The following is a 12289-nucleotide window of genomic DNA, read 5'->3' on the forward strand; positions in this document are numbered from 1 at the left end:
TTTTTTTGCACAGATGCCGACCCTCGCCGGGGTGGCGGAACTGGCAGACGCACAGGACTTAAAATCCTGCGGTAGGTGACTACCGTACCGGTTCGATTCCGGTCCTCGGCACCATTCTTGCAAAAATTCATACGCGCCCGTAGCTCAATTGGATAGAGTACTTGACTACGAATCAAGCGGTTAGAGGTTCGAGTCCTCTCGGGCGCGCCATCTTTTATACTCAGCATTTACAGTTCGGGAAGTAGCTCAGCTTGGTAGAGCACTTGGTTTGGGACCAAGGGGTCGCAGGTTCGAATCCTGTCTTCCCGACCATTTCTCGGGGCCTTAGCTCAGCTGGGAGAGCGCCTGCCTTGCACGCAGGAGGTCAGCGGTTCGATCCCGCTAGGCTCCACCAACTATTATATTAAAGATCCTGGCGGCGTAGCTCAGCTGGCTAGAGCGTACGGTTCATACCCGTAAGGTCGGGGGTTCGATCCCCTCTGCCGCCACTTTTTTAGGACCTTTAGCTCAGTTGGTTAGAGCAGACGGCTCATAACCGTCCGGTCGCAGGTTCGAGTCCTGCAAGGTCCACCATTTATATATTATCACGGAGGAATACCCAAGTTTGGCTGAAGGGATCGGTCTTGAAAACCGACAGGGGAGTCAAATCCCGCGGGGGTTCGAATCCCTCTTCCTCCTCCATTTTTAAAAAATGTGTGGACTAACCTTTTTAAAACTTCTATATATATAGAAGAAACTCTCATATTATTATCGCGGGGTGGAGCAACGAGCCGCACGAAGACGGCGAAGTAACATCGAAGCAGCCGAAGGCGATGCAGATGTCCATTGCGAAACAAGCGTAAGAGAAACAAAGTATCATCTATATTATTGTCGCGGGGTGGAGCAGTTCGGTAGCTCGTTGGGCTCATAACCCAAAGGTCGCAGGTTCAAATCCTGCCCCCGCAACCAAATGGTCCCGTGGTGTAGCGGTTAACATGCCTGCCTGTCACGCAGGAGATCGCCGGTTCGATCCCGGTCGGGACCGCCATTTTTTAAAAATGTGGGTCAGTAGCTCAGTTGGTAGAGCATTAGATTGAAGCTCTAAGTGTCGGCGGTTCGATTCCGTCCTGACCCACCATTTTTTGCGGGTGTAGTTTAGTGGTAAAACCTCAGCCTTCCAAGCTGATGATGAGAGTTCGATTCTCTTCACCCGCTCCATTTTATTTTCCATACATATGGGCCTATAGCTCAGCTGGTTAGAGCGCACGCCTGATAAGCGTGAGGTCGATGGTTCGAGTCCATTTAGGCCCACCATTCCGAAGTAGCTCAGTGGTAGAGCACCGCACTGTTAATGCGATGGTCGTAGGTTCGAGTCCTACCTTCGGAGCCATACTGGGGAAGTACTCAAGTGGCTGAAGAGGCGCCCCTGCTAAGGGTGTAGGTCGGGAAACCGGCGCGAGGGTTCAAATCCCTCCTTCTCCGCCAGTATTTGGCCCCTTGGTCAAGCGGTTAAGACACCGCCCTTTCACGGCGGTAACACGGGTTCGAATCCCGTAGGGGTCATAATGAAAAGAGTCTCGCATTTATGCGGGGCTCTTTTTCTATACAGAAAATTATAATCCACTTAAAAAGCAGCCACTCTTTAAAAGAGCGGCTGCTTTTATGGGTTCGACATCACTTTCACTGTATTGGGATCCGGACAATTGGAAGCTATGCTGTGGAGAATCATTCCGCCAACCACAGTCAAAATTCCGATCCAGGAAAGCGGAGAAGGGAAGGCAACGGAAAGAAACAGGATTTCTCCAGCTAATGCAAAAATTACTTCCATGGATTGGGTAGCTTCAACAGAAGCCAGCTTTTTCAAATCGTTGCGGACATAATCCGTCGCTTGAAAAAAGAGGACAGTGGCGATTACTCCTGAACTTAAGGCTACTAGAAGCGACTGCCATGTCTGCGAGGCGCTTGGTGCTCCTTCTGTTAGAAGGCCATACAAGGACAGCAACAGCCAAAATGGCAAGCTGGCCAACGTCATGCCGAGCACTCTTTGATAGGCATCCAAGCGGCCGCTGCATAGCGCCATCATTTTGCGATTTCCTAAGGGATAGGCAAAAGAAGCGAGTAACACAGGAATGAACCCCAGTAAAAACACTCCTAATGATATGTCCCGCGCATGTTCAATTTGCAGGAGCATTATTCCAAGCAGAACGATTGAAGACATGAGCATGCTTCTATAAGGGATTTTTCCCCTTTCCAACAGTGGACCATTCTTGGTATAAACGGTTGTCAGAAAGAAAGGTGCCAACAAAGAACCGGAAAGGATGGTGATCTGCCAAGTACCGGCAATTAACCATCCGGGTGAATAGGCTGCAGCGAAGCAAAGTGGGGCATAAAACAATCCGAATCCGACAAAGCTCCAAAGCAGCCATTGTTTTGGAGCCTTTTTCATTTCCAGTAAGAGCGGCTGAAGATTCTTCCTGGCTGCAACAATCAGCAGTAAAAACGGAATCATAAATAGGTAGCGCAAGGAAGCACTCCAGATCCAGCTGCCTCCAGTCGCTTCCATGCTGGCATTCAAAACAAATGTAAAAGCAAAAAAGAACGCAGCTGCTATTCCAATCAGTATCGGTTTTATAATGTCCACCTCATTCATTGTCTTATCTTTCTTTATAGGGTACCGCTTTAAAAAATGAAGGTCAATGAGAATTCAGATACGCCGGCATTCCGCTTTTTTTCAATCTATCAATAGAGTAGGAAAACCCGCATTCAATAAAAAAAGGCCCTGCAATTTGCAGAGCCTGTAAAAGGTCTATAAAGTTTTGATTGAAACTCCCTGTAAAACAGTCTCAGACAAGCAAATAATGAATGAGCAGTCCGATTCCGAGCAGAAATGCGAATAAGGTATTCGTTACTCCAGTTGCTTTCATGGCTGGCATGACCTGAAGAGGTTCCGTATAACGTTTGAACGTTTTGACTACCTGCATCGCTTTCGGGGCGCTTAAGAAGACCAGTAGAGCCCAGGGCGTTAGCGAAGCGAAGAGCACTAACAGCAATACCCAACCGTAGGATAGTGCAAAGAAAGCGAGCAGGATGGTGACTGCCTTGCTGCGTCCGACCAGGATGGCAAGTGTCCGCCGGCCGCTTGCTGCATCACCGACCATATCCCGGATATTGTTCGTCAGCATGATCGCTGCAACCAGCAAAGTGCTGGGCACTGCGAGCATGGCTGCGTATGCTGTCACTTCGCCCGTTTGGATATAGAAAGCGATGATGACGATCAAGAAGCCCATGACGACACCTGAGAACAATTCGCCGAATGGCGTGTAAGCGATCGGGTATGGGCCGCCTGTATACAAGTAGCCGATTGCCATGGCCGCACCGCCGACAACGAGCAGCCACCAGCTTGTCTGTGCACAGATCCAAATGCCGATCAATCCGGCAATGCCGTAAAGCACAAGCGCAAGTGTCAGGACGGTTTTAGGCGTGACGCCGTTCCGAACGATGGCGCCTCCAATTCCGACAGAATTCTCATTATCGAGCCCGCGGGCGAAATCATAATATTCATTGAACATATTGGTAGCAGCTTGGATCAGCAGGCTAGCAATCAGCATCGCTGAAAAAAGGCTCCAGTCGATAGCTGTATGGCCGAGCGCAATCATCGTCCCTAGAAAGACAGGAGCGAATGAAGCGGTCAATGTATGGGGGCGGGTCAATTGCCACCAAACTCGCCAGCCGCTGTCTGCTTGTAATGTATGTGCCATTTTTACCTCTCCTTTAATTCATTCCAACCTACATTGTACTGCAATTTGAGAGGAAATACAGCATATGTTGTGCTGATTTTAGCAGAAAGGGGTATGATAGAGGGTAGAGACTCAAAAGTGAAACTGGTTGCGCCCGTTAGGCGCATCTTTAGAAAAACGGAGGGAAAAAGATGAATCCACAGCAGTATTCATCGACCAATAAAATAGCGGATACCCGCTATTTGAAATACCAATTTTATACAGAAACAATCGAAGTTTCCCGCATGTCGGCCTTGGCCTTCTTTGAAGCGGGAGAAAAACAGCATAAAGGCAAGCGGATGTTTTGGCAAAACCGCGAAAAGACGTTCACGATGGTTGGGCTTGGACATGCGCATATACTAGAAGCGCTCAATCCGCACGGCCGGTTCGAAGAAGTGAAAAGCGAGTGGCAAAGCTTGTGCCGGCAGATTGTCAATGAAGAACCGGATGTGCAGCCGATTTTATTCGGAGGCTTCTCATTTGACCCGTTGAATAAAACCCAAAGCGTCTGGACGAATTTTCCTCAGGCTTATTTTGCGGTTCCGGCGTTCCAGCTGGTGATCAAAGATGACCGTGCATATGTCAGCATCCACCTGGTAACAAAGAAAACGGAGTCCTTCAATGATTTTGAAGCCCTGCGGAAAGAGCGGGACCGGTTGATCCACGCCGCCCAGGTTTCCGAATTGAAGAAATACGAAAAGCCGTTGGTGACAAAGCGCACGGAAATCAAAAAAGACGATTACTTGGCATCCATCCGGAAAGTCACGGAAGTCATCAAAGCGAAACAGGCAGAGAAAGTGGTCATTTCACGTGCGTTGAAACTGGACTTTGCAAAACCGCTGTCAGCTGCTTCCGCACTTTACCAGGCGTCTGAAGAACAGCCGGAAAGCTTTCTGTTCGGCTTGGAGGCAGGTAGCCAATTCTTTTTCGGTGCGACTCCCGAACGCCTTGTAAAAGTCAAGGACCGCCAAGCGTTGTCCACGTGCTTGGCCGGATCGATCCCCCGGGGCCGGACGGTCGAGCGGGACACCCAGCTCGGTGAGGAATTGCTGAGCGATAAAAAGAACCGGTCGGAACATCAATACGTGGTCAGCATGATCAGCAAAGTGTTCGGTGCGCATTCAACTCATGTATCTGTGCCGAAAACACCAAAATTGATGAAGATACGGGACATCCAGCATTTATACACGCCGGTGGAAGGGGAATTGATGCCGGGCTCCACGCTTTTGGATTTGGTGCGCGATTTGCATCCGACACCGGCACTTGGCGGCGAACCGAAGCAGGAAGCCTTGAGTTTGATCCGCCAATACGAAACGATGAACCGCGGCTATTATGCTGCACCGGTCGGCTGGATTGATGCAAAAGGCAACGGGGAATTCGCAGTCGCTATCCGTTCTGCGCTCCTGAACGAGACGGAAGCATATTTGTATGCTGGCGGAGGCATTGTGGAAGATTCGACGCCAGAAGCGGAATACGACGAGACCTGGGTGAAATTCAGACCCATGCTGCGTGCGCTTGGAGGGCAATTGAGTGACGAATCGTGAAATGTTAACGGAATATGTATCAGCTTTTACCCATTCGCTTGTCCATCTTGGTGTGGAACAAGTGGTTATCAGCCCGGGCTCCCGTTCGACGCCGCTGGCTTATGCGTGCATGAAGCAGGACGGGCTCGAAGTCTATCGGCAGATTGATGAGCGTTCGGCCGCTTATTTTGCACTCGGATTGGCGAAAGTGTCCGGAAATCCCGTCATGCTTCTTTGCACGTCTGGAACAGCAGCTGCCAATTATTTTCCGGCTGTTGTCGAGGCTTTTTATGCGCGTGTGCCGCTGTTGGTGGTCACCGCCGACCGGCCGCATGAGCTTCGAGAAGTCGGAGCTCCTCAAGCCATCAATCAAATCAATTTATTCGGGTCCCATGTGAAATGGGCGGCAGATTTGCCGATGCCGGAAGAAGACAACCGGCTGGACTTCCTTTCTCGCCATCTGCATCGCTCTGTGGCTTCTGCCAAGACCGAACCGAAAGGGCCTGTCCACTTGAATGTCCCGTTCCGGGAACCGCTACGCATCGATTTTGAGCAAACTTACACGACGCGTGGAGAAATGGCCCATTTCACGGGCAGGAGGGTGCTTGATGAAGAGACAGAAGCATTTCTGCAGGGTTTATTGGAAAAAGAGAGAGGGTTGCTGATTGCCGGAGAAATGGCGTCACCGGTGCCATCTGAGTTTTGGGCATTTGCCGAGAAACTGCAGTGGCCGATCCTGGCCGACCCGCTTTCAAACCTGCGGGCGAATGTGAAGCCAAAGCATCAGCATTTGATCATTGATTCCTACGATGCCTTGTTGAAGAGCGAATCGTTCAAACGGTCTGCCCGGCCGGAAGCGGTCATCCGTTTCGGTCCGCAGCCGGTTTCAAAACCCTTGGCGCTGTTCCTAGCTTCAGCCAAACCTGAAGCCTACGTGGCATTCGATGAAAGCCCGATGCTGCGCGATGCGCAATCCGTCGTCACACATCATATCCAGGCTCCGGCCGCATGTCTGTGGCAAGTGCCGGTGGCTCCGAAAGACGGCAATGCCTATGCTGCTGAGTGGCAGAAGGCATCCGGCTTGTTCTGGCAGTTGGCTGAAGAGCATTGTGCGGAAGAAGTGGATGAAGGGGTTCTGGCAAAAGTGCTGTTTGATCAATTGGATGGCTGTCATCTGGTAGTAGGGAGCAGCATGCCAATCCGTGATACGGATACATTTTTCCGGACGACCGGCAGAGATATCAGAATCTTTGCGAACCGCGGCGCAAACGGCATTGATGGCGTCGTTTCAACGGCGTTCGGTGTACAGGCGGCAGCCAAACGTCCGACTTACCTGCTGATCGGGGATTTGTCGTTTCTGCATGACATGAACGGGTTGATTGCTTCGAAAATGCAGGACACCGACTTGACAGTAGTGGTTATGAACAACGACGGCGGCGGCATCTTTTCCTATTTGCCGCAGTCCGAGGAAGAACGCCATTTTGAAGCACTCTTCGGGACGCCGACCGGCTTGAAGTTCGAAGATGCTGCCCGTATGTATGGTGCTGAATACAGTGCAGCCGCAACGAAAGAAGAATTGGCGGAAGCGCTTCGCCAACCGAAGCAGAAATCGGTGAGAATTATTGAAGTGTTCACTGACCGCGCGCATAACACCTCCACGCACCGCAAATTATGGAATCGGCTAAACGAGGAGCTGGGGAAATAATGGAACGTGAAATCAATGGTGTCCAATACCATGCGGAAGTGCTGAATCCGGAAAAAACCAAAACGATGGTCCTTCTCCATGGATTTACAGGGAGCACGGAAACTTGGAGCGCAATTTCAGCGGAATTCCAGGAATATAAAATCGTCCTGGTGGATTTGATCGGGCATGGCCAATCCGGAAGTCCGGAAGGCGCCGGCCGTTATTCAATGGAAATGCAGGTCCGGGATCTCGACAGTCTGTTCGAAGAGCTGGGATTATCCCGTTTTGTGCTGGCCGGCTATTCGATGGGAGGGCGTACGGCGCTCGCTTATGCCTGTACCTATCCAGGAAGAGTGGAAGTGCTGATACTGGAAAGTGCATCACCTGGACTCAAGAATGCGGCGGAACAGCAGGAACGCCGGGCGCGGGATGAAAAATTGGCAGAACGCATATTGGCTGACGGCGTATTGGAGTTTGTCGATTTCTGGGAAAAGATTCCGCTGTTTGACAGCCAAAAGATGCTTTCCGATGCGAAGCGGAAAATGATCCGTGCTGAACGCCTCCAGCAAAAGCCGCTCGGGCTCGCAAACAGCCTCATCGGCATGGGGACCGGGTCACAAGCATCGTATTGGGAAGATCTTGCGAGGCTCGATTTTCCGGTCCTGCTAGTAACAGGCAGCCTTGATGAGAAGTTTTGCGCCATCGCTGAACGCATGGCGGAGCGGCTGCCGAATGCTGAACATCGTGTAATTCAAGCAGGCCATGCAATTCACGTGGAAAAACCTGCTGAATTTGCTACAATGGTAAAGGAGTATTTAAGTTCTTATTATCGAGGAGGAAAATCATGACACGCGAATGGGTTACAGAACGTACATATGAAGACATCAAGTATGAAACGTATAACGGCATTGCTAAAGTTACCATCAACCGTCCGGAGGTGCGAAATGCATTCCGTCCGAAAACGGTCCACGAATTGATCGATGCATTTTCACGCGCACGCGATGATTCAAAAGTAGGCGTCATCGTCCTGACAGGCGAAGGCGAAAAAGCATTCTGCTCAGGCGGCGACCAATCGGTGCGCGGCCACGGCGGATACGTCGGCGAAGATGAGATTCCACGTTTGAATGTATTGGATCTTCAGCGCTTGATCCGCGTCATTCCGAAACCGGTTGTTGCGATGGTGGCTGGATACGCAATCGGCGGCGGCCACGTCCTGCACGTCGTCTGCGATTTGACGATTGCTGCTGACAATGCACGCTTCGGCCAAACAGGCCCGCGCGTCGGTTCGTTCGACGCCGGATACGGTTCAGGCTATTTGGCACGCATCATCGGCCATAAGAAAGCCCGTGAAATCTGGTACCTATGCCGCCAGTACGACGCACAGGAAGCGCTTGATATGGGCTTGGTCAACACAGTTGTGCCTTTGGACCAATTGGAAGACGAGACGGTCAAGTGGTGTGAAGAGATGCTTGAGATGAGCCCGACAGCATTGCGCTTTGTGAAAGCGGCGATGAATGCGGACACGGACGGCCTTGCCGGACTTCAGCAAATGGCTGGAGACGCAACATTGCTTTACTACACAACGGATGAAGCGAAAGAAGGACGGGATGCGTTCAAAGAAAAACGCAAGCCTGATTTCGGCCAATTCCCGCGTTTCCCTTGATTCTTAATAATTGAAAGCTGTCCTCCCGGGGACAGCTTTTTTTAAAGAAAGGATTTTTCTTATGATGTATCCGAATTGGCTCTCCCAGCGCGCCTATTTGAACGGCAGCCGGATGGCGCTGTCGTTTGGGGAGCAGCAATGGACGTTTGCAGAACTGGATGGCAAGGCCTTGGAATATGCGGGCAAGCTGAGCGCGGCAGGAGTGACGAAAGACAGCCGTGTGGCTTTCCTGTCAAAATCGCATCCCCGTTTCGTCATGCTGATGTATGCCTGTCTCCATGCCGGTTGCGAGATGGTCATGCTCAATGAACGCTTATCGAAAGCAGAGCTTGCTTATCAGCTGGAGGATTCGGGAGCGGATTTTGCGTTTGTCGATGATGTGCTGGCGGACAAAATCGATAGCCCGCGAAAAATGCTCTTCAGTGAAATCGACAAAAAGGAAGAGCTCCCCTTCATGCCGGAACCTGAATGGCATTCCGATCGAACGATTTCCATCATGTACACATCGGGTACGACCGGCAATCCGAAAGGCGTGCGCCAAACGGCGGAAAACCATTTTTCCAGTGCCGTTTCATCTGCGCTGAACATCGGCATCGCACCCGATGATGTTTGGCTGTGCACGGTCCCGCTTTTCCATATCAGCGGTTTTTCGATTTTGATGCGCTCGCTCATTTACGGAATGGGTGTCCGGCTGCATCCGAAATTCGATGCGGAACAATGCGCCTATGAACTGCAGGCAGGGCGTGTCACGCACATGTCGGTGGTCGGCGTGACGCTCGAACGCATCTTGGCAGCATTAAAGGAGTTGGATTTGGAAGTGTCGCCGCGCTTCAAAGTGATGCTCGCAGGGGGCGGCCCGATTCCTACAAACTACATCCACCGCGCCGGGAGCTATGGCATATCGGTGCTCCAGACTTACGGGATGACGGAAACTTCCTCCCAGACGACAACCTTGCAGCCGGATGATGCAGACCGCAAAGCAGGCTCTTCCGGCAAGCCGCTGTTCCTTTACCAAGTGCAAATCGGTGATGCGAAGAAAGCCGGGGACATCGGTGAAATCCACATCCGCGGCCCGCAAGTGACGCCCGGCTATATCGGGAAATTCGCGGACCGCGAAGTACAGCAGGAGGGCTGGCTGCATACGGGTGACATGGGTTATCTCGATGAAGAAGGATTTTTATTCGTCGTCGACCGCCGTTCGGATTTGATCGTCTCCGGAGGGGAGAACATCTACCCGGCAGAAATTGAGAAAACCTTGCTGGCGCACCCGGCTGTCAGGGAAGCGGGCGTCTGCGGAATGCAGAGCGACGAATGGGGAGAAGTGCCGGTCGCTTTTGTCGTCCTGAACGCACCCGCAAAGGCAGATGAGCTGCTTGCTCACTGCAGAGAACAAATCGCTTCGTATAAGGTGCCGAAACACTTGCGGTTTGTTGATGCGCTGCCGCGCAATGCATCGAACAAGCTCCTACGCAGGGAGCTGAAAACATGGGATTGGTAATTGCTTCTATCCGGTTAGAACGGATTGAAAAGCCGCTCAGAACGCCGTTCAAGACGTCCCTGCAGACTGTGACCGAGCGTGAAAGCTTGTTGGTGGAAGTGGCTGATGCGAGCGGAATGAAAGGATACGGGGAATGCGTGGCGTTTACAACGCCTTGGTATACGGAAGAAACAGTCGCCAGCTGCCGGTTTGTGATTGAAACGGTGCTGGTTCCCCTCTTGACGGGCCGGACGCTCACCCATCCGGCTGAAGTGTGGGAGCTTTTCAAAGCCGTAAAAGGCAACCGCATGGCAAAAGCGGCGGTCGAGACCGCCGTATGGGATCTTTATGCGAAGCGCCGAGGCATGCCGCTATGGCAGCTGTTGGGTGGGACGCCCGAAGCGATCCCAGCCGGAGTGGTTGTGGCGGCGGATAAAGCGAAGATTGCCGGTGGGGTCGCAGAAGCTGCGTTGAACGGATATCGGCGCATCAAGATCAAAGTCAGTCCGGCATCGGAAATCGGGCTGTTGAAAAAAATGGTGGCAGACCATCCGCAGCTGCTCTTTTTTGCGGATGCCAACGGTGCATTTGATGAAGCGAGCTTCGGCACTCTGCTGGAATTGGATCGGGCTGGATTTTCCTTGATTGAGCAGCCTTTCGGCGAACAGGAATGGAAGCTCCATGCACGGGCAAAAAAGGAAATGAAGACACCGATTTGCTTGGATGAAAGCATCAAGAGCAGCGACGATGTCCAGCGGATGATTGATGAAAGAGCAGGGGATGTGGTGGTATTGAAGATGGGGCGGCTCGGCGGCTGGAGCGAAACGCTGAAGACGATGGAACTGTGCAGACATCACGCCATTGGCATGTGGGTCGGAGGCATGATTGAATTCGGGGTCTCCAAAGCGCATAATTTGGCTCTTGCTTCCTTGCCGGGAATCACATTGCCTGGCGACTTTTCTGATTCACGCCATTTCTGGGAACGGGATATCATCGAACCGGAAATAAAGGTTGAAAATGGCAGTGTGGCATTGAGCGGACGGGCAGGCATCGGCTATGAAGTCCACTTTGAAAACGGTCCGCTGCAATAAAATCCGTTGGTTTCTTTAGCATCGCTTCGGCGGTGCTTTTTTTATAGAGAGATTTAAAGACGATTCCTGGATTTGGAACCGATTGCCAGCTGTATCGTATACAATAAGAAGAAATAAAACGAGAAAAAGGAGGATGGCTATGAATATATTGATTGCACTTTCGCCGATCCTGTTGATGGCGGCCATGGCAATAGGGATCGGAGCCGTTTTTTATTTTACAGCTAAACGCATGAAACCGGAAAAGGGCTTGGAACAGCGGGTGGCAGCCTTGGAAGAAGAAGTCAGGCGGATGAAGGCAGGGAGATAACGCGGAAGCGTCCACAGGACGGACAGCGAAAACAGGAAACGGGAGTGTGAGCGCGATGTTCTTGAAGAGGATCAGTTTGCTGCGGGATAACGGAGCGGCAATGGAACAATATCCATATACGATTCCGGCTATCCACCATCTTGAAAAAATCGATTTGGCAAGTCCTGTTGTGTTTTTCGTCGGTGAAAACGGATCAGGAAAATCAACGCTGCTGGAAGCGATAGCCGACCGATGCGGCTTCCATCCTGCGGGCGGCGGAAGGAATAATACATATGAAGTTCATGCGTCCGGCGCTTCTTTGGCGGACTCCATCCGGCTGTCATGGATGCCGAAAATCACAAACGGTTTTTTTATGCGGGCGGAATCCTTTTACCACTTTGCGACGCATATCGATCAATTGGAGGAAGATGATCCTAGCGCCTATGCGAGCTATGGAGGACGCTCTCTCCATGAGCAATCGCACGGCGAATCGTTCTTTTCGCTATTCCAGAACCGTTTTAGTGGACAGGCGCTGTATCTGCTGGATGAACCGGAAGCGGCTTTATCGCCGCAGCGGCAGTTGGCGTTCCTTCGCATTTTGCATGAGCTGGCAGAACAGGAAGGCTGCCAATTCGTTATTGCCACCCACTCGCCGATTCTTCTGGGTTATCCGGGCGCACAAATTCTCCATTTCACCGACGGCCCGATCGAAGAAATCGGCTATGAAGAAACGGACCATTTTAAAATCACCAAATATTTTCTCGACCACCGGGAGAAGTTTTTGAAAGACATCTTAAGTGACTAGAAAAG

Annotated in this window: 10 protein-coding genes and 15 tRNA genes; 23 read left to right on the forward strand and 2 right to left on the reverse strand. The window is 51.5% G+C overall.

Annotated elements, in window-relative coordinates:
- Positions 1-25: 25 nt before the first annotated feature.
- The 15 genes from ACFSDB_RS12560 (at position 26) to ACFSDB_RS12630 (ending at position 1542) form a co-directional block, all read left to right on the forward strand.
- Positions 26-114 (forward strand) — tRNA-Leu (locus ACFSDB_RS12560).
- Between the two features lie 19 nt (positions 115-133).
- Positions 134-210 (forward strand) — tRNA-Arg (locus tag ACFSDB_RS12565).
- A 25-nt stretch (positions 211-235) separates the two neighbouring features.
- Positions 236-312 (forward strand) — tRNA-Pro (locus ACFSDB_RS12570).
- A 6-nt stretch (positions 313-318) separates the two neighbouring features.
- Positions 319-394, forward strand: a tRNA-Ala gene (locus ACFSDB_RS12575).
- A 20-nt stretch (positions 395-414) separates the two neighbouring features.
- Positions 415-488, forward strand: a tRNA-Met gene (locus tag ACFSDB_RS12580).
- An 8-nt stretch (positions 489-496) separates the two neighbouring features.
- Positions 497-573 (forward strand) — tRNA-Ile (locus ACFSDB_RS12585).
- A 15-nt stretch (positions 574-588) separates the two neighbouring features.
- Positions 589-681: transfer RNA gene (locus tag ACFSDB_RS12590), tRNA-Ser, on the forward strand.
- A gap of 190 nt (positions 682-871) precedes the next feature.
- Positions 872-948 (forward strand) — tRNA-Met (locus ACFSDB_RS12595).
- Positions 949-951: 3 nt separating this feature from the next.
- Positions 952-1027: transfer RNA gene (locus tag ACFSDB_RS12600), tRNA-Asp, on the forward strand.
- A gap of 14 nt (positions 1028-1041) precedes the next feature.
- Positions 1042-1117, forward strand: a tRNA-Phe gene (locus tag ACFSDB_RS12605).
- Between the two features lie 6 nt (positions 1118-1123).
- Positions 1124-1197, forward strand: a tRNA-Gly gene (locus ACFSDB_RS12610).
- A gap of 19 nt (positions 1198-1216) precedes the next feature.
- A tRNA-Ile gene (locus ACFSDB_RS12615) sits at positions 1217-1293 on the forward strand.
- Between the two features lies 1 nt (position 1294).
- Positions 1295-1369 (forward strand) — tRNA-Asn (locus ACFSDB_RS12620).
- A 4-nt stretch (positions 1370-1373) separates the two neighbouring features.
- Positions 1374-1464 (forward strand) — tRNA-Ser (locus ACFSDB_RS12625).
- A 6-nt stretch (positions 1465-1470) separates the two neighbouring features.
- Positions 1471-1542, forward strand: a tRNA-Glu gene (locus ACFSDB_RS12630).
- A gap of 97 nt (positions 1543-1639) precedes the next feature.
- Here ACFSDB_RS12630 and ACFSDB_RS12635 read toward each other — a convergent pair.
- Positions 1640-2611: a DMT family transporter gene (locus ACFSDB_RS12635; protein WP_204890668.1), complete on the reverse strand. Its 972-nt coding sequence runs from the start codon at positions 2609-2611 to the stop codon at positions 1640-1642.
- Between the two features lie 211 nt (positions 2612-2822).
- Complete coding sequence (locus tag ACFSDB_RS12640) at positions 2823-3737, reverse strand: 1,4-dihydroxy-2-naphthoate polyprenyltransferase (RefSeq protein WP_204890161.1); 915 nt, start codon at positions 3735-3737, stop codon at positions 2823-2825.
- A gap of 170 nt (positions 3738-3907) precedes the next feature.
- On the opposite strand from ACFSDB_RS12640, the gene ACFSDB_RS12645 reads away from it, so the two are divergent.
- From ACFSDB_RS12645 to ACFSDB_RS12680, 8 genes are all read left to right on the forward strand, one after another.
- On the forward strand, positions 3908-5299 hold the full coding sequence (locus tag ACFSDB_RS12645; protein WP_204890162.1) for an isochorismate synthase: 1392 nt from the start codon (positions 3908-3910) through the stop codon (positions 5297-5299).
- Complete coding sequence (gene menD, locus ACFSDB_RS12650) at positions 5286-6983, forward strand: 2-succinyl-5-enolpyruvyl-6-hydroxy-3-cyclohexene-1-carboxylic-acid synthase (protein ID WP_204890163.1); 1698 nt, start codon at positions 5286-5288, stop codon at positions 6981-6983. The genes ACFSDB_RS12645 and menD overlap by 14 nt, the downstream gene beginning before the upstream one ends.
- Positions 6983-7810 carry a 2-succinyl-6-hydroxy-2,4-cyclohexadiene-1-carboxylate synthase gene (gene menH / locus ACFSDB_RS12655; protein WP_204890164.1) on the forward strand — a complete coding sequence of 276 codons (828 nt, stop codon included), beginning with the start codon at positions 6983-6985 and terminating at the stop codon, positions 7808-7810. The genes menD and menH overlap by 1 nt, the downstream gene beginning before the upstream one ends.
- The gene (menB, locus tag ACFSDB_RS12660) at positions 7807-8625 is read left to right on the forward strand and encodes a 1,4-dihydroxy-2-naphthoyl-CoA synthase (RefSeq protein ID WP_204890165.1); all 819 of its coding nucleotides are present in this window, start codon (positions 7807-7809) and stop codon (positions 8623-8625) included. Before menH ends, menB begins: the two co-directional genes overlap by 4 nt.
- 61 nt (positions 8626-8686) lie before the next feature.
- Positions 8687-10123, forward strand: coding sequence for an o-succinylbenzoate--CoA ligase (locus ACFSDB_RS12665; RefSeq protein WP_204890166.1), 1437 nt, complete (start codon positions 8687-8689; stop codon positions 10121-10123).
- The gene (menC, locus tag ACFSDB_RS12670; protein ID WP_204890167.1) at positions 10111-11193 is read left to right on the forward strand and encodes an o-succinylbenzoate synthase; all 1083 of its coding nucleotides are present in this window, start codon (positions 10111-10113) and stop codon (positions 11191-11193) included. Before ACFSDB_RS12665 ends, menC begins: the two co-directional genes overlap by 13 nt.
- 139 nt (positions 11194-11332) lie before the next feature.
- Positions 11333-11500, forward strand: coding sequence for a hypothetical protein (locus tag ACFSDB_RS12675; RefSeq protein ID WP_204890168.1), 168 nt, complete (start codon positions 11333-11335; stop codon positions 11498-11500).
- Positions 11501-11555: 55 nt separating this feature from the next.
- Entirely contained in the window at positions 11556-12284 is a 729-nt protein-coding gene (locus tag ACFSDB_RS12680; protein WP_204890169.1) for an AAA family ATPase, read from the forward strand.
- The last annotated feature ends 5 nt before the right edge of the window (positions 12285-12289 follow it).

The sequence above is a fragment of the Planococcus chinensis genome, from assembly GCF_042681545.1.
Taxonomy (GTDB): Bacteria; Bacillota; Bacilli; order Bacillales_A; family Planococcaceae; genus Planococcus; species Planococcus chinensis.

Coding starts and splice junctions, on each gene's coding strand:
- ACFSDB_RS12640 (WP_204890161.1), bottom strand. CDS start 3,737: ATGGCACATACATTACAAGCAGACAGCGGCTGGCGAGTTTGGTGGCAA.
- ACFSDB_RS12645 (WP_204890162.1), top strand. CDS start 3,908: ATGAATCCACAGCAGTATTCATCGACCAATAAAATAGCGGATACCCGC.
- menH (WP_204890164.1), top strand. CDS start 6,983: ATGGAACGTGAAATCAATGGTGTCCAATACCATGCGGAAGTGCTGAAT.
- menB (WP_204890165.1), top strand. CDS start 7,807: ATGACACGCGAATGGGTTACAGAACGTACATATGAAGACATCAAGTAT.
- ACFSDB_RS12665 (WP_204890166.1), top strand. CDS start 8,687: ATGATGTATCCGAATTGGCTCTCCCAGCGCGCCTATTTGAACGGCAGC.
- menC (WP_204890167.1), top strand. CDS start 10,111: ATGGGATTGGTAATTGCTTCTATCCGGTTAGAACGGATTGAAAAGCCG.
- ACFSDB_RS12675 (WP_204890168.1), top strand. CDS start 11,333: ATGAATATATTGATTGCACTTTCGCCGATCCTGTTGATGGCGGCCATG.
- ACFSDB_RS12680 (WP_204890169.1), top strand. CDS start 11,556: ATGTTCTTGAAGAGGATCAGTTTGCTGCGGGATAACGGAGCGGCAATG.